The 17,572-nt window shown below is 69.7% G+C and carries 22 protein-coding genes; 4 read left to right on the top strand and 18 right to left on the bottom strand.

The genetic code is table 11. The features are described 5' to 3' along the window. Positions 1-21: 21 nt before the first annotated feature. The 7 genes from ACQ859_RS20575 to ACQ859_RS20545 form a co-directional block, all read right to left on the bottom strand. Complete coding sequence (locus ACQ859_RS20575) at positions 22-753, bottom strand: CIS tube protein (RefSeq protein ID WP_431262520.1); 732 nt, start codon at positions 751-753, stop codon at positions 22-24. A gap of 1 nt (position 754) precedes the next feature. Then, positions 755-922 carry a DUF5908 family protein gene (locus ACQ859_RS20570; protein ID WP_157521954.1) on the bottom strand — a complete coding sequence of 56 codons (168 nt, stop codon included), beginning with the start codon at positions 920-922 and terminating at the stop codon, positions 755-757. 10 nt (positions 923-932) lie between these two features. Further along, positions 933-1,460, bottom strand: a complete 528-nt coding sequence (locus ACQ859_RS20565) for a phage tail protein (protein WP_431262519.1) — start codon at positions 1,458-1,460, stop codon at positions 933-935. A 52-nt stretch (positions 1,461-1,512) separates the two neighbouring features. Next, a complete protein-coding gene (locus ACQ859_RS20560; RefSeq protein ID WP_431262518.1) occupies positions 1,513-1,938 on the bottom strand; it encodes a phage tail protein in 426 nt (141 codons plus the stop codon). A gap of 137 nt (positions 1,939-2,075) precedes the next feature. Continuing rightward, entirely contained in the window at positions 2,076-3,692 is a 1,617-nt protein-coding gene (locus tag ACQ859_RS20555; RefSeq protein ID WP_431262517.1) for a phage tail sheath family protein, read from the bottom strand. Positions 3,693-3,710: 18 nt separating this feature from the next. Continuing rightward, positions 3,711-4,610: a hypothetical protein gene (locus tag ACQ859_RS20550; RefSeq protein ID WP_431262516.1), complete on the bottom strand. Its 900-nt coding sequence runs from the start codon at positions 4,608-4,610 to the stop codon at positions 3,711-3,713. A 16-nt stretch (positions 4,611-4,626) separates the two neighbouring features. Further along, positions 4,627-5,199, bottom strand: coding sequence for a DUF4255 domain-containing protein (locus ACQ859_RS20545; RefSeq protein ID WP_431262515.1), 573 nt, complete (start codon positions 5,197-5,199; stop codon positions 4,627-4,629). A gap of 280 nt (positions 5,200-5,479) precedes the next feature. Between ACQ859_RS20545 and ACQ859_RS20540 the strand changes: the two genes are divergently transcribed. Genes ACQ859_RS20540 through ACQ859_RS20530 form a run of 3 tightly spaced genes read left to right on the top strand, consistent with a single transcriptional unit; the run spans position 5,480 to position 10,136 of the window. Further along, positions 5,480-9,085: a winged helix-turn-helix domain-containing protein gene (locus ACQ859_RS20540; RefSeq protein ID WP_431262514.1), complete on the top strand. Its 3,606-nt coding sequence runs from the start codon at positions 5,480-5,482 to the stop codon at positions 9,083-9,085. Then, the gene (locus ACQ859_RS20535; RefSeq protein ID WP_431262513.1) at positions 9,082-9,612 is read left to right on the top strand and encodes a hypothetical protein; all 531 of its coding nucleotides are present in this window, start codon (positions 9,082-9,084) and stop codon (positions 9,610-9,612) included. The genes ACQ859_RS20540 and ACQ859_RS20535 overlap by 4 nt, the downstream gene beginning before the upstream one ends. A gap of 17 nt (positions 9,613-9,629) precedes the next feature. Beyond that, positions 9,630-10,136 carry a hypothetical protein gene (locus ACQ859_RS20530; RefSeq protein ID WP_431262512.1) on the top strand — a complete coding sequence of 169 codons (507 nt, stop codon included), beginning with the start codon at positions 9,630-9,632 and terminating at the stop codon, positions 10,134-10,136. An 82-nt stretch (positions 10,137-10,218) separates the two neighbouring features. On the opposite strand, the gene ACQ859_RS20525 is transcribed toward ACQ859_RS20530, so the two are convergent. The 7 genes from ACQ859_RS20525 to ACQ859_RS20495 all read right to left on the bottom strand — a co-directional run bounded on the left by ACQ859_RS20525 (position 10,219) and on the right by ACQ859_RS20495 (position 14,797). Next, a complete protein-coding gene (locus tag ACQ859_RS20525; protein WP_431262511.1) occupies positions 10,219-10,764 on the bottom strand; it encodes a hypothetical protein in 546 nt (181 codons plus the stop codon). 89 nt (positions 10,765-10,853) lie between these two features. After that, positions 10,854-11,255: a hypothetical protein gene (locus ACQ859_RS20520; protein WP_431262510.1), complete on the bottom strand. Its 402-nt coding sequence runs from the start codon at positions 11,253-11,255 to the stop codon at positions 10,854-10,856. A 170-nt stretch (positions 11,256-11,425) separates the two neighbouring features. After that, positions 11,426-11,851 (bottom strand): hypothetical protein, encoded by a 426-nt coding sequence (locus ACQ859_RS20515; RefSeq protein WP_431262509.1) that lies wholly within the window; start codon positions 11,849-11,851, stop codon positions 11,426-11,428. Positions 11,852-12,030: 179 nt separating this feature from the next. Next, the gene (locus tag ACQ859_RS20510; protein ID WP_431262508.1) at positions 12,031-12,552 is read right to left on the bottom strand and encodes a GAF domain-containing protein; all 522 of its coding nucleotides are present in this window, start codon (positions 12,550-12,552) and stop codon (positions 12,031-12,033) included. Then, positions 12,549-13,781, bottom strand: a complete 1,233-nt coding sequence (locus tag ACQ859_RS20505; RefSeq protein WP_431262507.1) for an EAL domain-containing protein — start codon at positions 13,779-13,781, stop codon at positions 12,549-12,551. The genes ACQ859_RS20510 and ACQ859_RS20505 overlap by 4 nt, the downstream gene beginning before the upstream one ends. 132 nt (positions 13,782-13,913) lie before the next feature. Beyond that, a complete protein-coding gene (locus ACQ859_RS20500; RefSeq protein ID WP_431262506.1) occupies positions 13,914-14,384 on the bottom strand; it encodes a MarR family winged helix-turn-helix transcriptional regulator in 471 nt (156 codons plus the stop codon). A gap of 104 nt (positions 14,385-14,488) precedes the next feature. Further along, positions 14,489-14,797 carry a DUF3224 domain-containing protein gene (locus tag ACQ859_RS20495; protein WP_431266611.1) on the bottom strand — a complete coding sequence of 103 codons (309 nt, stop codon included), beginning with the start codon at positions 14,795-14,797 and terminating at the stop codon, positions 14,489-14,491. Between the two features lie 286 nt (positions 14,798-15,083). On the opposite strand from ACQ859_RS20495, the gene ACQ859_RS20490 reads away from it, so the two are divergent. Further along, complete coding sequence (locus ACQ859_RS20490) at positions 15,084-15,944, top strand: DUF6597 domain-containing transcriptional factor (protein WP_431262505.1); 861 nt, start codon at positions 15,084-15,086, stop codon at positions 15,942-15,944. Positions 15,945-15,986: 42 nt separating this feature from the next. On the opposite strand, the gene ACQ859_RS20485 is transcribed toward ACQ859_RS20490, so the two are convergent. Genes ACQ859_RS20485 through ACQ859_RS20470 form a run of 4 tightly spaced genes read right to left on the bottom strand, consistent with a single transcriptional unit; the run spans position 15,987 to position 17,563 of the window. Continuing rightward, positions 15,987-16,319, bottom strand: a complete 333-nt coding sequence (locus ACQ859_RS20485; RefSeq protein WP_431262504.1) for a hypothetical protein — start codon at positions 16,317-16,319, stop codon at positions 15,987-15,989. 11 nt (positions 16,320-16,330) lie between these two features. Further along, positions 16,331-16,987: a hypothetical protein gene (locus ACQ859_RS20480; protein WP_431262503.1), complete on the bottom strand. Its 657-nt coding sequence runs from the start codon at positions 16,985-16,987 to the stop codon at positions 16,331-16,333. After that, complete coding sequence (locus tag ACQ859_RS20475; protein WP_431262502.1) at positions 16,971-17,324, bottom strand: Imm8 family immunity protein; 354 nt, start codon at positions 17,322-17,324, stop codon at positions 16,971-16,973. The genes ACQ859_RS20480 and ACQ859_RS20475 overlap by 17 nt, the downstream gene beginning before the upstream one ends. Continuing rightward, a complete protein-coding gene (locus tag ACQ859_RS20470; RefSeq protein WP_431262501.1) occupies positions 17,321-17,563 on the bottom strand; it encodes a hypothetical protein in 243 nt (80 codons plus the stop codon). Before ACQ859_RS20470 ends, ACQ859_RS20475 begins: the two co-directional genes overlap by 4 nt. Positions 17,564-17,572 lie beyond the last annotated feature (9 nt).

Raw genomic sequence — 17,572 nt, 5'->3', positions numbered from 1 at the left:
ACTTCCCCACCGGTGGAAACTTCAGCACCGTCCCGGGGGGATGTTGCGGAAGTCGGTCAGGCCGTTGTAGCGGGCGACCTTCATGAAGGACGAGGAGTCCCCGTAGACCTGCTCGCAGAGCGCGCCCAGCGAGTCGTTCTTCTTCACCGTCACGGTGCGGGTCAGGTCGGAGGTGCTGGCGCGGCTGGTGACGCGGCGCTCCTCCTCCTTGCTCATCGCGCCGACGAAGGCCATGTCGACCTTGGCGCGCAGCGGATCGCCGCCCGGCTTGAACAGCGTGTACTGGGTCTTGAGCGACTCCAGCCGGCCGAAGAAGATCAGCGTGCCCCACAGCACGCGGACGTAGGGCGGCTCGGTGCGCAGGTCGATGTATTCGTAGACGACCTTGTTGAGCTGGGCCAGCTGGCCCTTCACGTCGGTCGGCTGGCCCGGCACGGCCGGGACCACTCCGGTGCTGTCGAGCACGATGGAGAAGTTGACGCGCTCGTCGTCGATGGCGCTGAACTTGGGCTCCACGCCGGGCGAGCCCTGCGACTTGGTCTTGTCGTAGCGGATGCCGAAGCTGTGGCTGAACTCGGACGGGTTGATCTGCGCCTGGAAGGTGACGTCCTTGTCGAGCTCGACCGTGCCGGTCTTGCTGAGGTTGTAGCGCGTCAGCAGCAGCCGGGTCAGCTGCGGCGAGGCGGACGTGCCGGACGCACCGGACGCGCCCGAGGCGGATGACGGGGAGGAGGCCGAAGCGGTGGTCGCCATCTCAGCGCTCCCGCTGCGCGCGCAGCCGGTCGGTCAGCCAGGCGCGGCATTCGGCGAGCAGCTGCTCGCGCAGCCGCTGCAGGTCCCGCGGCGCGATCGCGGGCGCGGGCGGCGCCGGGGCCGGCGTCACCTGCGAGCGGATCAGCAGTTGTCTGACTTCGATGCTCATGGGGTTCCCGTCACATCAACCGATTGGAGCCGGCGTAGGCCAGCTCGATGCGTTCGATCGCGACCTCGTTGCGGGTGGCCTGGAAGGCCTCCACCGACCACTTCACCGGATACGCGTTCTGCACCGCCCACACCCGCAGCGGGCCGCCTTGTTCGTCCAGCAGGAAGACGTGCAGCTGCTTGGGGAAGATCGGCTGCGCCAGCCCGCCTTCGAGCACCGACTGGCACCACAGCAGCAGCCGCGACTCCATCGTCGCGATGCCGCGCGAAAGCACCAGCTTCGGATGCTTCACCGCCTTGGGCAGCAGGTGCACGAAGGCGTTCTGGCCGCCCTCGACCACGCTCTCCGTCTCCATCTCCGGCCCGAGGCCGTTGACTTCGCGGAAGGCGCCGTCCGCGTCCTTCGCGTTGGCCCCGAAGGTCACCGCGAAGTGGAAGGCCGGGGGCGGGTAGAGCGCCTCCGCCTGCTTCCCCTGCGGTCCCTGGGAGGGCGGCGCCCCCGTCGCGCCGGCCGGCCGCGGGGCCGGCGCGCGGGTCACCCGCGCCGACGGTCGCGCCGCGGGCGGCAGCGGGGGAGCGGGGGGATGGCCATCAGGCGTTGGCGATGACGAGGCCTTCGTGCGCGATCACGATGGTCTCGATCGCCACCTCGTTGCCGGTGGACTTCAGGTCGGTGCTGGTGATCTTGGTCGGCCAGGCGTTGGTCAGGGTCCAGACCATGGTCGGCTTGCCGGCCTCGTCCAGGAGACTGATGGTCACCGGCTTGCGCTTGATGGTGTTCATCTTGATCTCGTTGAACCAGTCCCAGAACTTGTTGTCGCCCTTGAAGACGCCTTTCTTCATCGTGACGTCGCTGTACTTCTTCATGCCCGGCATCTTGAGCACCGAGAACGCAGGGCTGTCCCCGTGCCGGTACTCGATGGGCTGCGCTTCCACGTCCAGTCCGGAGACTTCCTGGAAGGACATCACCGCCGAGTCCCACTTCACTTCGAAGCGGAACTTGGGAAGGGGCCACACGGTGGCCGATTGCGCTGATCCGTCGTCTGCCATTGCCTGCCTCCACGAGGGTTATGAGGTCGGAAAATTGAGGGGCACGATGCCGCGCCGCGATCCGGGACCGCCCGCGATGCCGACGGCATCGGGGCCGTGGCCGGTCACGACTTCTGCATCTGCTGCTGGAAGGTGATCTCGATGAATTCGGCCGGGCGGCTGATGGCGACCAGGACGGTCACGCGCAGGATGCCTTCGAGGATGTCCTCGGGGGTCATCGTCTCGCCCAGGCCGACGTGCACGCTGAACGCGTCGTCGGGGACCGCGCCGGCCAGGCCGCCGCGCTTCCAGATCCCGGTGAGGAAGCTGGAGATCATGCTCTTGATGGTCACCCAGGTATTGGCCACGTTGGGCTCGAACACCATCGCCTTGGACGCCAGCCGGCAGGACTCCTCCAGCATGATCATCGTGCGGCGCACGTTGATGTAGCGCCAGTCCAGGCTGTTGCCGTCCAGCGTGCGCGCGCCCCAGACCAGCACGCCTTCGCCGATGAAGGACCGGATCGCGTTGATCGACTTGCCCTGCGTCGTGACGTTGAGGTCCTCCTGGTCCTCGTGCGAGATGGTCACCTCGGGCGAGACCACGCCGTTGAGGCTGACGTTGGCCGGCGCCTTCCAGACGCCGCGGCTGTTGTCGACCATGGTGTACACGCCGGCCATCGCGGCCGAGGGCGGCAGCAGGTTGAGCCGATTGCGCGCCTCGGTCATGACGGTGTTGTAGAGCGGGCTCATCGAGACCAGGCTCTTGTGCAGCAGCGACTTGTGGGTCTCCACCGCGACGGCGAGCGCGGCGGGCGTCAGCGCCTTCTGCTTCTCGAGGTCGGACTTGGTGGAGTTGTTCACCAGGTCGGTGACGTACTTGGTCCAGTCGTCGTCGGTCTTGACGATGTCGGCCACGGCCTGCGTCTGCTGCGCGGTGCGCGGCGGCATCGCGGGGTCGACGGCGTCGGGCAGCGACAGCTCCTTGCGCAGCAGCTGGGCCAGCAGCGCGGGGTTGGCGATGCGGGTGTAGTCCAGGTCCTTGTCCTGCACCACGGTCGTGTTGACCCAGGGGTAGTAGGCCGCGGCGAAGTCCAGGAAGTTGACGCCCAGGTCGTTGCGGAAGCCCTCGATCGGATCGCCGCCCGGGTCCTTGCGGTCCAGGTAGCCGTTCCAGACGTCGAGGAGGGCGATGCGGTTGCGCATGCGGCCGCCGCAGTGCTGCAGCATGGCCTGCTGCACCGCGACGCAGTCGGCGCGCTTGAGCAGCACCGCGTCGGGGATGACCAGCATGGTCGGCTCCTGCTCCTTGATCAGCGTGTCGATGCCGTCGGTGAGCGGCTGCGCCTCGACCAGGCCGCCGTAGTTGCCCACGGAGACGACGTAGCAGGGGCCGCCGCCGTTCTGGAAGAAATGCACCATGCCGTGGTACAGCAGGAAGCGGCCGCCGTCGGCGCCGTCGGCCTGCGTCAGCGCGTAGTCCTTGTCGTCGCCGCGGAAGTCCGAGCGCGTGTTGGCCGGCGCCTCGGCGATGGTCAGGTGCGGGTCGGGGCCGTGGCCGAAGTAGGTGTGGTACTCGGCCATCGAGCTGATGCGCCAGGGCTTGTTCAGCAGCGACTTGCCGCCGTTCTCGGCGCGCCGGGTGTAGCCGACGAAGGCGGGCACCGCGGTGGCCACCTCCACGACCGAGTTCGGAAACGCATTCTTCTCGACGATATAGACACCGGGTGTCTTCATAGCCATGGCGGCCTCCTCTGCGGGTTAGCGATGCACGTGGATCTCGGAGACGATCGCCGGTTGTCCGGCGATCGTTTCGCGGGCGAGCAGTTGCGCCGCTGCCGTGGGCAGGCGGCGGATCAGCACCTTGTCGTTGCCGCCGTTGCCGGCGCCCGCGCCGGTCGCGGTCCCGGTCCCGGAACCGCTCTCGAAGCGGCTGCGCAGCTGGAACCGGCGCGGCGAGCGCTGCGCCAGCGGCACCCGCTGGAGCGACCGGATCGCCAGCATCGGCGTGCCGTCGTCCAGGCGTTCGGCCACGGGCGGGGTGAATGCGGTCTCGCCGGCCAGGTCGACGACGGCGAGCGCGGGCTCGGTCCACTCCCCGAGCAGGCAGTACTTCCAGACCGTGGCCCGCGGCGCCGGCGGCCAGCGGTGGCGCACCGGCCAGGCGGCGGGATCGCGCGACGGCCCCTGCGCGGGCAGGCGGGACAGCGGCAGATGCAGCAGCGCGAAGGGCAGCACGCGGCGGTCGTGCGGCGTGAGCAGCGCGTGGACCTCCGGCGTGTCGAGGGCCTTGGGGCACGCGGCCATCATGACCGTCGGCGCGTCGTCCTGCGGCTCGACCCACAGCAGTTCACGCGGCCGGTCGGCGGCGTCCTCGGTGCCGCAGGCGAAGTCGTCGTCGGTGGCGAAGACGCGCCAGCTCAGCGCGGCGCGGTCATCGAAGGCACCGGAGCTGTCCTCGGCATCGGCACGCAGCCGGTCGATCGCCTCGGCCGGGCCGTGGATCCGCAGCGATCCGCCGTCGGCGCGCACCAGCGCGTCGGCGCGGCGCAGCCGCTCGGCGGTGGTGCCGGCGGGGACGAAACGCAGTCCGCGGCAGCGGCCGTCGGCGTAGTAGCCGTGCTCGACGTCCACCTGCAGCAACGGGAAGTAGGGACCCATCGTGTGCTCCCGCCGTTCAACCGTGGACGCCGGCCGCGGGCGTGCGCACCGACGGCAGTTGCGCGTCGGGCTTGCGGGCATCGATGGAGAGGAGGCGCACGCGGTAGAGCACCGACGGCACGTATCGGCCGCCGAGCACGCCCCACAGCGTGGCCAGGTCGTGCAGCCCCAGCGGCTCGATGTTCATCGTGAGCTTGTCGATGCGCGGGTCCAGGCCGGGCGTGTTCTGCGGGTCCAGCACCGGCGTGGCCTGGAAGCAGGCGATGGTGCTGCCGATCAGCTTGAGCGCTTCCGGATAGGTGCTGCCGCCGTAGTTGGCCGCGATCATCACCAGCAGGTTGAGCTGCACCGGCGGGGCGAAGCGGGCGATCCGGTCGCCGCTGCCCAGCATGTGCGCCGGCATGCCGGGCACGGCATCGCGCTCCAGGTTGACCAGGAAGGCGCAGAGCCGGTGCGAGGCGCCGGCGGCCGGGGCGCCGTCGGCCTCGTGCAGCGCGGTCACGGCCACGAGGTCCTCCGCCGACTGATGCGAGCGGCGCAGCACGGCGTTCAGGTGGCCGGCGATGTGGAGGAGGGCGGCGTCGATCATGGAGGCGGTCGGTGGGGGAGACGGAGACACCGGGGTGTCGATGCGTTGAACGATAGAAGCGCGGGTCCTCGCGTCCCATCCGACGGATGCCGATGTTGGACGCCGGCTTTTCGGAGATTCGGCTCGGCGTCCCTCGACGGACGACGCCGGGCCTCGGCGCAAGCCCGCGCTGTCCCCTGTCAAGCTGTCAACCCTTGCGGGGTGGAGATGCACACGCGCGAGGCCGCCGCTCCTAGACTCCGCGCTCACGGTCCGGAGAGGCCGGCACTGGAGGTGGAAGATGGATCCGAGCATCGAGGGAGGAACACCGCCCGCGGCCGCCGCGCGGTCGCGGCCGGACGCCGCCGGCGTGAAGGAGGGGAGCGCACCGCGCGGGGCGCAGGACGCGCGCTTGGCACGCGCGCCGGGCGAGCCGCTGAGCTTCCTGCTCGGCGACTGGATCGTGGACGTGCCCACGCGCCGGCTGCGACGGGATGACGAGACCGTGACGCTGGAGCCGCGCCCGATGGCGGTCCTGGCGGCGCTGTGCCGTCATCCCGGCGAGGTGGTGTCGGCCGAGTCGCTGCTGCAGGACTGCTGGCCGGAGGCCACGACGCTCGGCGACAACCCGGTGCACAAGGTCGTGGCCGGGCTGCGGCGCGCGCTGGGCGACAGCGCCACGACGCCGCGATACCTGGAGACGATCCGCAAGCAGGGCTACCGGCTGGTGGCGGCCATCGGCGTGCTGTCGGCGGAGGGGCCGCGCAGCCATGCGGGCGGCTGGCGCGGGCTGTCGCCGTTCCGCGGGCTGGAGCCTTTCGACGCCGCGCATGCGAGCGTGTTCTTCGGCCGCGACGACGCCGTCGCGGCGCTGCACCTGCGGATGACGCGGCAATGGCGGCTGGGCCACCCGCTGATGGTGCTGCTGGGACCGAGCGGGTCGGGCAAGACCTCGCTCGTGCAGGCCGGGCTGGTGCCGGCCTTGATGCGGCCGGCGCCGGACAGCGATCCGGGCGCGCCGCTGCTGCGCGTCAGCGCCGCGGCGCTGGTCGACCTCGGCGCGCTGGGCGGGCTGGATGCCTGGGCCGGCGTGGCGGGCGCGATGCTGGACTGGGAGTGCCAGGGCGTGCCGCTGCTGTCGGGCTACAGCATCGACACGCTGGCGGCAGACCTGCGCGAGGCCCCGGGCGAGGTGCTGCGTCAGCTCGCGATCGGGCTGGACACCACGCGCGCGCTGCGCGCCGGCGCGCAGGCGCCGCCGCTGCTGGTGCTGGACCGGCTCGAGGCGCTCTTCCAGGGCGACGACGGGGACCTGGGCGCATGGTTCGCGATGCTCGACCGCCTGGTGAGCAGCGCGCGGCTGGCGGTGCTGGCGATCTGCCGCAACGACTTCTACGCCGCGCTGGCGCGCTGGCCGGCGCTGATGCGGGGCAAGGAGGAGGGCGCCCATCTCGACCTGGCCCCGCCCGACGCGCGCGCGATCGCGCAGATGATCCGCCTGCCCGCGCGTGCGGCGGGGCTGAGCTACGGCGCGGACGAGAGCGGCCTCAACCGCCTCGACGACCGGTTGTGCATCGACGCGATGCAGGCGTCCGATGCCCTGCCGCTGTTGCAGTACACGCTGCAGCAGCTGTACCTGAACCGCGCGCCGGGCGATGTGCTGGCGTGGTCGGCCTACGAGGACCTGGGTGGCCTGGAAGGGGCCATCGGCCGCCGCGCGGAGGCGCTGCTCGGCGAGCTGCCGCCGGCGCAGCAGGAGGCGCTGCCGCGGTTGCTGCCGCGTCTTGTCGCGCTCGGTGGCGAGGAGGCCTCGCCGACCAGTCGCTGGCTCGCCGCCTCGGAACTGACCGATGCGCAGGAGCAGGCGCTGGTGCGCGCCTTCGTCGACGCACGGCTGCTGGTGGCGGACCGGGTCGGCGGCATGAACGCCGGCGCGGACGCAGACGTCGACGGAGGCCTCAACGGCTCGGGCGGTGGCTCGGGCGGCGGCGGGATCAGGAGTCGGGTCGGCGGTGTGAGCGGCTATCGTGTCGCCCACGAAGCGCTGCTGCGACGCTGGCCGCGCGTCACGGCGTGGGTGGCGCAGCACCGCGCGTCGCTGGCGGCACGCGACGAACTGCGTCCGTGGGTCGCTCGTTGGATCGAGGCGGACCAGGCGGGCCCGTTGCTGATGCCGCGCGGTTCCACGCTGTGGACGGCGGCCCGCGCGCTGGCGGAAGCGCCACAACTCTTCGACGCCCAGGAGCGCGACTTCATCGAACGCTCGCAGCGACGCTTGCGCCGCCAGCGCTGGGGCCTGGGCGCGGCGAGCGCGGGGGCCTTCCTGCTGGCCGGCGTCGCCGGCATCGCCGCGATCGGCTACGCGCGGCAGGCCGAGGTCGCGGCGGAGCGCCAGCGGCAGAGCCGGCAGCTGGCGTCCTTCATGCTGGGCGAGCTCGCCGACAAGCTGCGCCCGATGGGGCAGCTCGACGTGCTCAGCCGCATCGGCGAGCAGGGCCTGAAGCTGCTGGCGCCCGCGGAGGGCGGCCGCGAGACGCCCGGCGACGCGCTGCAGCGCGCCCGCGCGCTGGTCGTCATCGGCGAGGTCAACAGCAGCCGCGGACAGGGGCGCACCGACATCGCCACGGACGCGCTGCACGCGGCGCTGCAGCTGCTGCTGCCGCTGGATCGCGCGGCGCAGCAGGATCCGGCCGCGTATTACAAGACGCTCGGCGCCGCGTCGTTCTGGCTCGGCCAGATGGCCTTCGATGCCGGCGACCTGGAAACGGCCTCGCAGGAGATGGCGCGGTATCGCGACGCCTCCGAGGCGTGGCGCCAGGTCTTGCCCGAGGACGGCGGCGCCCAGGCTGAACTGGGGTTCGCGGTGAACAGCCTGGGCTCCATCGCCTACCGGCGCGCGGCCTGGGACGAGGCGCAGCGCTGGTTCGAGCAGGCCCTCGCGCTGAAGCTGGCGGCGCTGGCCCGCAAGCCGGACGACGCCGATGCGAAGGAGGCGGTCGCCAGCTCGCGGATGTGGCTGGGACGCGTGGCGCAGATCCGCGGCAATCCGGTGCAGGCGCTGGCGCTGTTCGACGTTGCGCGGCAGCCCCTGGCCGAGCTGGCCGCGCGAACGCCCGACGCCCTGGTGCGTCAGCGCGACCTGGCGGCGGTGGAACAGCGTCGCGCCGATGCCATGCGGGCGTCGGGGCGGTTGCGGGACGCCGTCGACACGATGGGCGTGAGCGTGGCGCTGCTTCAGGAGGCGGAGCGCCGCGAGCCCGGCAATCGCTTCTGGTCGGTGGACCGGCAGCATGCGCAGGCCAACCTTCTGCTGTTGCGCGACGACGCCGGCATGGACGTGCGCGATGCGCTGGACGCGCTACGCGCCGAAGTGCAGACGCGGCCTGAGTCCGAGCCCGGTCGCGAGTTCCTGAGGCGCACGGTGCTGGCGCGTCTGGCGGTGGCCGAGGCCACGATCGCCGCGCGCAGGGGCCGTCCCGCAGACTTCGATCGCTGGCGTGCGACAGCCGAGGCCGCGATCCAGACGCTGCTCGCGTCGTCGCCGCGGGATTGGCAGAGCCTTGAACTGGCCGCGCGGCTGGGCTTGCTGTCGCTGGCGATGTCGGCGGGGCCGACGCCGCCCGCGTCGGCGTCCACGATGCAGTCGGCGGCTTCACGGCCCGCCGATGCCCAGGCCGTCCACGCCGGACCGCGCGCGATGTGCGAATCCCTGCGCGACACGCTGGGACCGGCGGTGGCCGCCGGTCAGGCCGGACTCGCGCTCGAGGCCTGGCTGGCCGCGCGGCGCTGCCTCCGGCAGGACGCCGGCGACGACGCGGACCTGGCCCGCCTGCGCGCGGGCGGCTACGCGCCGGGTCTTCTCGAATTTTCTTCAACCCTCCCGACGAAAAGGAAGTCCCCCTCATGAGCCCGCTTGCCCCTGCCGACGACCGTCGCGAACCTTCCGCCGTCGCCTCCGGCGCCGAGCCCGGCGCCGACGCGCTGCTGATTCCCTCGAGCTCGCAGTTCTATGTGGTGCCTTGGGAGATCATCCGGAGAGAGGGTGAACCGATCTCCTTGACGTGCATGTACTTCGATTCGAACGGGGTGATGGTCGGCACGCAACCGATCGCGCGGCCCAACGCCTTCTTCCTCTTCACGCAAGGCGGCCCGAATACCGTTCCCAGGCTGCCCCAGCCGCCCCAGCCGGTGGATGTCTCACTGTTCTCCGCGGTGGCCAGGACGCTCACGACCGCCTGCATCCTCAATAGCACCTTCAACGCGGCGCCGGGGCCCGGCGGCGCGCCCTCGGTCATGCTGCCGGTGTCGCCGGGCTCGACGCGCGGGGTGATCCTGGTGTTCCGCTACCCGGCCACCGGCGTCGTCCAGGGTCTGGTCGCCAGCTCCGATCCGGAGATCAAGAACACCAGCGGCACATCGGATCCGTCGGCGTGAGGGGAGGTGCCAGAGCCATGACCGATTTCGCGACGACCGACCCCGCGACGGACGCCATGCCCCTGGCCCCGGGCGTGGCGCAGTTCTACGTGGTGCCGTGGTCCCTGCGGACGGTGCGCCACGATGCCGGGGAGACGACGCTGGTGGAGTGCCGCTACTTCGACGAGCGCTGGAACCGGATCGATCACCAGCCCATGCGCGGCGACGACGCCTTCATCCAGCTGACGCAGCGCGCCACCACGAAGCAGGGAGAGAAGCCGCCGCGGGAACTGGATCTGACCTTGATGTCGGCGGTGGCGAAGCCGGCGGATGCCGCGAAGGCGAGGCATGCGCCGGCCGATCTCAACCACAGCTTCATCGCGTCGGGGAACCCGGGCGCGACCTCGCTCATCGTGCCGGTGCTGGCGGACCCGACGCGCGATGTCGTCCTGGTGTTCCGCTCGCCGGCGGACGGGGAAAAGATCGACTACCTGGTCGCGACCTCGGATCCGGAGATCAGGAACGGCAGCAACGGCGACGATTGAGCGCGCTCCTGGCCTCGACCGGCGTGCTGCGCGTCGTCGCGTGGCAAGCCGCTCGGGGCATTTTCTCCATCGACGCCCAAGGTCAGTGCATCACCAGATCGTCGATCATCTGGTCGAAGCCGTCCAACTCCGGATCGTCGCCGGTCCTGCCGCCCACGCTCATCATGATCGCCACGGCCCCGAACGGGTACTTGGGATGCCTGCACATGGCGAGCCTGGACTTGGCCATCATCGGCTTGGCGCTGTTCAGGGACGGGCGCGCCACACCCTCCACGCAGAGGTAACGCCGCTTCTTGGCCGGCAGGATCTCCAGGCGACCTCCGTCGATGGACTCCGGCAATGCGCGCATGCCGCGCGATGCGTCTTCAAATTCCCGGATCAACTGCGCCCTCGTCTCGGAGGGCTTGATGGTCACGGCCGTCAGCTGGATGTTCCAGGATCGGAGGTGTTCCTGGTCCTGCCACTGGTAGGTCAGCGAGGTCTTGCTCGATTCAAGCAGCGTCCATTCCGGACCCGCAGGAATCGTGCTGGAGAACAGATCGCTCTTCACTGGGACTCGTCCTGCCAGCTGCGCATTGGCCGACAGTGTCACGGCCGACAGCAACAAGGACGCGACGAGATGCTTCATCAGACAAGTCATGTTCTTCGGGGAATGGGAATTGGGAAATGGGAGAAGGCGCAGGTGGTCGGTGATGTTCAGGCCGGCTCGGCCGTGTTCTATTTCTTGCGCTTCGAGTAGGTGCCGATCACAGCGCAGGTCGAGCTGCCCTCGTCCTCGGGCGACACGCAGGAGTCCGATGCGGATAGGCCGTTCTCACTGAACGCGAAGCGCACCACGCATGGCGTCTTGCCGCCCTTGTAGCGACCCTCCAGAGCGTCCCGGCTGAAGCGGGCGGGGCCGTCAAAGATCGCCACGCCGCCACAGCTTCCGTCGCCAACCACCCAGCGGACCTGATAGACATTCACGGCCTTGCGCTTCACGGTCAGGTATCCATGACAGTCGTTGCAGAGGTACTCGCCGTCGATGGGGTGCACGGGCACATCCGTGGCAAACGTCGAGCCGCAAGCAGCGATGAGCGAGAGCAACGCGATCCGGAAGTGGCGATGAAGGGTCGACATGGGGGCTGGACGTTCGATCGGGAGGCGAGTGTCGCCGAAGTGATCGAGGCCCGGTGTGGCACGGCGACGAAGGCGATCCCATCGGCGAGCTTCGAAAGAACGCCCAGGTGTGGCGCGCCATCCGCGATGTGTACCGCCGGATCGGGATTCGATGTCGACGAGATGGGCGTCTATCCCGGGCCGCCGCTCACCAGACCGCGGCCGCCGTTCGCGAGCAGCGCCTTGTGATACGCCATGCTCCGCATCGGCGGGCAGGCGAGGACCCCATCGATGAAGACCTGGGGCGGCAGGTAGCGGTGGGCCGCGACGTAGTGGACGATGCCGACCGGTGCCACGTAGATGCTGCCGTTGAACGGCACGAAGACGTTGCTCGAGAATCTGGGACCGTCGAACTGGCACAGCCCGCATTGATGAAAGCCGGCGGAGGCCACGGGCTGCCAGGGTTCCACGCAAAGCGCCTTCAGCTTCTCGAAGAAGTCCGATGACACCTCGCCGCGCCGGAAATCGCCATCGACGCCCAGCCAGCCTACGGCGAGAAGCGCGTCGCAGTCGAGCGGCAGACAGGTGCAACGATCCAGGTCCTTGAGGGCCGTCATCGGACCCGCCCTTTGCAATCGAGAACGGTCACGCGCGTGCACATCGCGGCGCAAGCCCGTTGCCGCAGAGTCATCGTCATCGATCCCTCCCCATGTGCTGAGCCGGGGACCTTATCACCTTGTCCGGGCGAGTTCTGGAGGCTGGCGGAGCGGGATCGTCCATCGGGACGAGGCGGCATTCAATGCCGCCGGGATTCAGGGGCGTGCGCGGCTGCCGTCATCTGGATCAGCCGCTCCTCCACCGCGCTCGCGGCGCCCTTGAGCATGCGCACCTGGTTGTCGTCGAACCCGGTGCGCGGCCGGTGGTCGATGACGCACAGCGAGCCGAGGCAGACGCCGCGCAGGTGGACCGGCGCGCCGGCGTAGAAGCGGATGTGAGGCGCATCCAGCACCAGCGGGTTGCCGGCGAAGCGCTCGTCCTCGCGGGCATCCAGGACCACCATCGGCTCCGGCCACCACAGCACATGGGCGCAGAAGGAGCAGCTGCGCGCGGTCTCGCGGACGTCGAGGCCGGTGATCGCCTTGAAGAACTGGCGTTCCCGGTCGATGAAGGACACCGCGCTGATGGGCGCCCGGAACGACCGCGCCACGGTGACGGTGAGCGCATCCAGGAAGGGGTCGTGCGCCTCGGACAGCAGGTCGTAGCGTGCCAGCGTGGCCAGCCGCCAGGCCTCGTCCTCGGGGTAGGGCGCGCAGATCACGGCAGGTCTTCCGCGGGCACGTGCACCCGCAGGTCGCCGCAGAGGATGGCCGTCCGGCCCTCGAGCTCGAAGGCGATGGAGCCGGTCAGGCACATCCAGCCGCCCTGCAGCGTCAGATAGGGCCGTGTGAGCTGGACGGAGCCCGGGAAACTCACCGCGCGCCGGAAGTACTGGCGCCGCGACCAGCGGGCGCCGGCACTGTTGTGGAGCGGCTCGAACTGCTCCGAGCGCTGCAGGCCTTGCCGGGCCGCGTCGTCGCGGAAGGCGATGTCGGCGAGCTGCCGGCCCTGATCGTCGAGCAGGTAGCACATCGACGCGTTGGGCGCGGCCAGGAAGTCCGCGCAGGCCTCGTTCAACGGACGGCCCGCCGCCACCGCGATGCTGGCCAGGCGGAGCCGATCGCAGTGCAGCGCCATGGACTCGCGCCACCGGTCGTCCTTGCGGGATTGCGCCTCGTCGAAGCTGCTCCACGCGGCGTCCAGTGCCTCGCTGCCGTCCTCGAGCGCCAGCGTCGTCCCCTGCGGCCGGCCAAAGTAATAGCCCTGGACGAAATCGGCGTCGCAGGTGAGCGCGATGTGGGCACCCTGCAGCGTCTCGATGCCTTCGACGAGGACGAGCGCGCCGCATTCCTGCAGCAGCGAAACCATGCGCTGGAGGATCCGCAGCGCCTTCGGGTCCTGCTTGGCCCGCATCAGCACGCGGCGATCCAGCTTCACCAGGTGCGGGGCGAGGTCGAAGACGCGCTCGAAATTCGAATGCCCGGCGCCGAAGTCGTCGAGGGCGATCAGGCAGCCCTTGGCGCGCAGGCGCTGCAGCGCCGGATAGACGCGTTCGTCCTCGAACAGCGGGGACTCGAGCACCTCGATCACGACGCGGGACGGGCGGATGCCGCTGGCGTCCAGCGCGCGCTCGATCTCGTGGAGGGCGCCGGTCGATTCCAGCAGCGTCGCCGGGTGGAGGTTCAGCAGCAGCCACTCGGACGTGTCGCGCTTGCCCATGGCCACGTAGGCCTGCAGATGCTGCCGCACGGCGCGGACGTCGAGGTCGGCGCGTGCATGATGGTTGGGCAGCCCGTCGAAGAGCAGGTTCGGCGGGATCGGCCGACCGTCGGCGTCGCTCGCGCGGAGCAGCGCTTCATGACCGACCAGGCGGCCGTGGGTGAGGCTGAAGACCGGCTGGAACGCCGTGGCGAGATTGCAGGTCGCCGACCCGTCGGTATGGAGGCTCATCGCGACGATGCCGTGGCAGCTTTCATGCCTGCATCATCGGAGGGAAGCGGGCGCCGCGGCAGAGGGCGGAGGAGGAAGGACGTGTATGGCGTTTGCCTACAGCGCCTCCGGGCCGAGTCGCGGCGCATTCATTCAAGTCCCGCCCAGGGTCTCTCGCGCTGCCGCGATCCGCTCATCGTAAGAGCGCTTCTCGAGCGCCTGGATGGCGTCTTCCAGGACGGCGCCGAGGGGCGTTTGCATGTCGTCCTCCAGGCTCTTTGCCGCGAGCGCGGTCGCTTCCCAGCACTGCGCCAGCCTGGGTGCGAGGCGTTTGCCCTTCTTCGTCAACTGCACGATGCGCTGCCGGGCGTCCGTTTCTGAAGGGCTCACCGACACGAGGTCAGCCTCCATCATGCGGCTCACGGTCTGCGTCACCGCCGGCTGGCTGATGCCTGCGGCCTGGGCGATCTCGCTGATGGTGGAGGAGTTCTCCCGCATGAGCACGCGCATCACCGGCGTGTAGCGCGGGCGGTAGCTGGCATCCACGTGCTCATAGGAGCGTTCGACCGCGCTGTCCAGCAGCTCGATCAGGTGGCGCAGTTGCGTGCCCAGAGTTCGTTTCATGCGGGCGCATGCTACTGATGCATTGCCGCTTATGCAAATGCCGGACGCCACGGCGCTGCCGTGTCCTGATGCCGTTGCGGCCGAGGTCCCGCTCGTGGCGAGCCTTACTCCGCCGGTAGGCTGTAGCTGAACTCGTAGAAGTGCTTGCCGTCCCGCACGTCGATGCCGAGGGTGCCGCTCAGGCCGGCCAGTTCGCCGGTGCCGGAGTCGGGCACGACCTGCACGATCAGCTTGGGCGTGCCCCGGTTCATCTCGCCGAAATGCATCAGCACGAACGAGCCGCTGCGACCCGCCACGCGTCCCTCGACGCGCTCCATCGCGACGTAGCCCGCCGAGCTCGGCTCCGCGCTGCGGAAGGCCATCATGTGGCCGAGGCCGGTCGCGTCGAGCTCGCCGTGGAACTGCTTGCGCAGGAGCAGGTGGCCGAGGTTCGCCTCCGCCTCGTCGGGCGCCGGGGGAAGGGGGACAGCTGCACGTCGAAGGTGCCGCGGAGGGTGTGGGTCTGGGTCATCGATGGCCTCGTTGCTGGAGAGGGTCGCAAGGCGCCGGGAGGCGTGGCCGCTGCCACGGAAGCGGCGGTCATGATCACGGCGATACTGGTCGCGAAAGCTCGCATGGGTGTCGGAGGATGTGGGAGGTCGCGCTCATTGCACCGGACCCACGCCCCGGACGATAGGAAAAACGCGACAGCGACACGGCATGACGGAACACGGACTCGGCGCCGCTCGAGGCATTCTCCACCCCGGGCTGGCACCGGGGCATTTCGTCCATGAACGGCGTCCCCCGTCGCCTGACCTGGCGCCTTGGATCGAGCACCATTGGTTCGTGGCCTGGGACCTTCGCGGGCAAGCCCCGCGGTCGCAGGCGACGCTGCCGCATCCGAATGTCCATCTGGTGGTCGAAGGCGACGAGGCGCAGGTCTGTGGCGTTCAACGGGCGCGGTTCACCAGGACGCTGGCGGGATGCGGACACGTCCACGGCGTGAAGTTCCGGGTGGCGGCGTTCCCTGCGTTCCATGCATCGCCGGTGGCGGACCTGGCGGACCGGCAGATCGATGCGCGACAGGTGCTGGGCGATGAGGTGCAGCGGCTGATCGAGCCGCCGATGGCCGGGACGCCCGAGGCGGGATGGGAGCGCATGGAGGCGTTGCTTCGCCCGAAATTGCCTCCGGCCGTGGACGTCCGCGCGGAGCGTCTGGCGGAGATCGTCCGCGCCATCGGCGCCGATCCGGCGATCACCACGGTCGACCAGGTGTGCCGGGCCACCGGCGAGTCGTTGCGTCGCCTGCAGCGCGACTTCCACCACTACGTCGGCGCGAGTCCCAAATGGGTGATCGCGCGGTACCGCCTGCACGAGGCGGTCGCACTGCTGCAGAGCGGCGAGGCCGGGCCCGATGCCGATCTGGCCCAGCGCCTGGGTTACTTCGACCAGGCGCACTTCATCCGGGACTTCCGGCGCCTGGTCGGGGAGACGCCGGGGGCGTATGTCGAGTCGCTTCGACGGGATGCGGACGACGTCGGCGCGGCAAAGTCTCGGACGGGTCTGACGGACAAGCCCTGACCCCGGAGGACACCTTCTTTCCCGCGTTCCGCGCTGAGAAATTCAGGCCGCCGGCTTGCCATCCATCGCGTCCGCTTGCGCTCGCAACTGGGCGACACGGTCGTCGTCGCCTGGCCCGTGGAGCCACAGGTGCTGCGCGAATCGTCGAAGCAGCGTCGGCGTGGCGGCTTCCAGTTGAAGCAGGCGCTCGAAGGCCGCGGTCTTGTCGGCGATCGGAAGGTCGTCGGTTGCGTCTTCGTCGAGCACCGCGACGATGGACGCCGCATCGCCCGCCTGGCCTTGCGCAAGCGCCTGCAGCCATCGCGCGGAATCGTCCGCGTCGCGCGACGCTATCAGCCGGCGCCCCAGGTCGAGAATCGAATCACTTGTCGTCATCACGTGTCATCCTAATCAGGCCGGTAGTAGGTGCCGATGCCCATCTTGCCCTCGTCGAAGCGTGAGAACCGGTATTCCACCGCCTCGCCGGCGACGGTGATGGCCCGCGTGCCGTTCTCGCCGACCGCAGGAATGCCGCCTGCGCCATGGATATGGCGCAGGATGGCCAGCTCGATCTCGTTCATCGAACCGAGCTGGGTGATGTCCTTGCTCGGCGCCACGTTGGGCTTGTGGTGGTTGACGCGGTACCCGTGACCGGACGAGAAGATGAATGAGATCGAGCCCACCGTCCAGGTCTGCCGGAAACCGTCGCCCGAGCCGGAGCTCGAGTCGGCCTCGGCAGGCAACACCGTCGGCTCGACCCAGTAGACCTTTTCCTCCGGCGAGCTGCCCGGCCGGTACCACCGATTGTCGCTGTCTCGCGACCAGACCAGGCCATCGCTGTCCTCATAGGTGAAGACATGCGGATCGCTGGGAGGTTTCAACTGGGCCACGGCGGCGGGACCCGCCGCGGTGCCGAATGCCGCGGCGATCTGCCGCCGTTGGGCCGTCAGGCGAGGACTGTCGTCCACCCAGCGTTGCAGCGCACCGGCCGACTCGACCCGTGGCGCGGCACGGCGATCATCCGAATGTGGCAACGGCGCGCGGAACTCAACGGTCTTCGTCATACTCCCACCGCCCGTCGAGGTTGAGCCGCGCCGCGACCGCCGGCCAGTCCGGGCCGGTCGCGCCATCGCACAGCCTCGCGATGGCTGCATGGATCTGGGCATAGTCGTAACGCGTCACGATCAGATAACCCCGCGCCGGCAGCGGTTCGGTCACGCGGGCCGCCAGCCATGCGGGCGTGCAGACCATGAAATCGAAGCTGTCCGCGGCCTCCTGCCCGGCCACGCCGACCAGCGCCTGGACCAGGATCCGGAAGTTGCCGGGATCAGGGGGATGGCCGTTTTGCAGATCGGGAAGATCGGGGCTGTGCAGCCGTTTCAGTTGCGCTTGCAGCGTCATGAGGTCTCCTGGTCGAACATGCTAAAACCCACGTCGTCGTCGCCCGAGCCGTCGTCATCGGGCGTGTCGACACTCGGTTTCGTCGGTGCTTTGTAGCTTGCCTTGTTCTTCCAGCCCTCATGCTCGTCGAGCCCGGTGATGGTGACATGCGCGTTGAAGTTGTACCCGCCTTCGGCGCCCACCTTGGCTTCGTAGTTGGCCTGCGCGGATCCACTCGCCTGGCCGGACATCTTCTTCATCGGTGGGCG

It is taken from the genome of Roseateles chitinivorans (assembly GCF_050632235.1).
Taxonomy (GTDB): Bacteria; Pseudomonadota; Gammaproteobacteria; order Burkholderiales; family Burkholderiaceae_C; genus Roseateles; species Roseateles chitinivorans_A.
The sequence above is the reverse complement of the archived record's forward strand: the minus strand, read 5'-3'. Positions and strand labels throughout refer to the sequence as shown.

Bases quoted from the DNA above. Each gene is read 5' to 3' on its own strand.
- ACQ859_RS20470 (WP_431262501.1), bottom strand. From the start codon at position 17,563: ATGAAGAAGATGTCCGGCCAGGCGAGTGGATCCGCGCAGGCCAACTAC.
- ACQ859_RS20570 (WP_157521954.1), bottom strand. From the start codon at position 922: ATGAGCATCGAAGTCAGACAACTGCTGATCCGCTCGCAGGTGACGCCG.
- ACQ859_RS20480 (WP_431262503.1), bottom strand. From the start codon at position 16,987: ATGACGAAGACCGTTGAGTTCCGCGCGCCGTTGCCACATTCGGATGAT.
- ACQ859_RS20525 (WP_431262511.1), bottom strand. From the start codon at position 10,764: ATGAAGCATCTCGTCGCGTCCTTGTTGCTGTCGGCCGTGACACTGTCG.
- ACQ859_RS20540 (WP_431262514.1), top strand. From the start codon at position 5,480: ATGGATCCGAGCATCGAGGGAGGAACACCGCCCGCGGCCGCCGCGCGG.
- ACQ859_RS20575 (WP_431262520.1), bottom strand. From the start codon at position 753: ATGGCGACCACCGCTTCGGCCTCCTCCCCGTCATCCGCCTCGGGCGCG.
- ACQ859_RS20490 (WP_431262505.1), top strand. From the start codon at position 15,084: ATGACGGAACACGGACTCGGCGCCGCTCGAGGCATTCTCCACCCCGGG.
- ACQ859_RS20535 (WP_431262513.1), top strand. From the start codon at position 9,082: ATGAGCCCGCTTGCCCCTGCCGACGACCGTCGCGAACCTTCCGCCGTC.
- ACQ859_RS20475 (WP_431262502.1), bottom strand. From the start codon at position 17,324: ATGACGCTGCAAGCGCAACTGAAACGGCTGCACAGCCCCGATCTTCCC.
- ACQ859_RS20485 (WP_431262504.1), bottom strand. From the start codon at position 16,319: ATGACGACAAGTGATTCGATTCTCGACCTGGGGCGCCGGCTGATAGCG.
- ACQ859_RS20520 (WP_431262510.1), bottom strand. From the start codon at position 11,255: ATGTCGACCCTTCATCGCCACTTCCGGATCGCGTTGCTCTCGCTCATC.
- ACQ859_RS20545 (WP_431262515.1), bottom strand. From the start codon at position 5,199: ATGATCGACGCCGCCCTCCTCCACATCGCCGGCCACCTGAACGCCGTG.
- ACQ859_RS20515 (WP_431262509.1), bottom strand. From the start codon at position 11,851: ATGACGGCCCTCAAGGACCTGGATCGTTGCACCTGTCTGCCGCTCGAC.
- ACQ859_RS20530 (WP_431262512.1), top strand. From the start codon at position 9,630: ATGACCGATTTCGCGACGACCGACCCCGCGACGGACGCCATGCCCCTG.
- ACQ859_RS20555 (WP_431262517.1), bottom strand. From the start codon at position 3,692: ATGGCTATGAAGACACCCGGTGTCTATATCGTCGAGAAGAATGCGTTT.
- ACQ859_RS20505 (WP_431262507.1), bottom strand. From the start codon at position 13,781: ATGAGCCTCCATACCGACGGGTCGGCGACCTGCAATCTCGCCACGGCG.
- ACQ859_RS20500 (WP_431262506.1), bottom strand. From the start codon at position 14,384: ATGAAACGAACTCTGGGCACGCAACTGCGCCACCTGATCGAGCTGCTG.
- ACQ859_RS20550 (WP_431262516.1), bottom strand. From the start codon at position 4,610: ATGGGTCCCTACTTCCCGTTGCTGCAGGTGGACGTCGAGCACGGCTAC.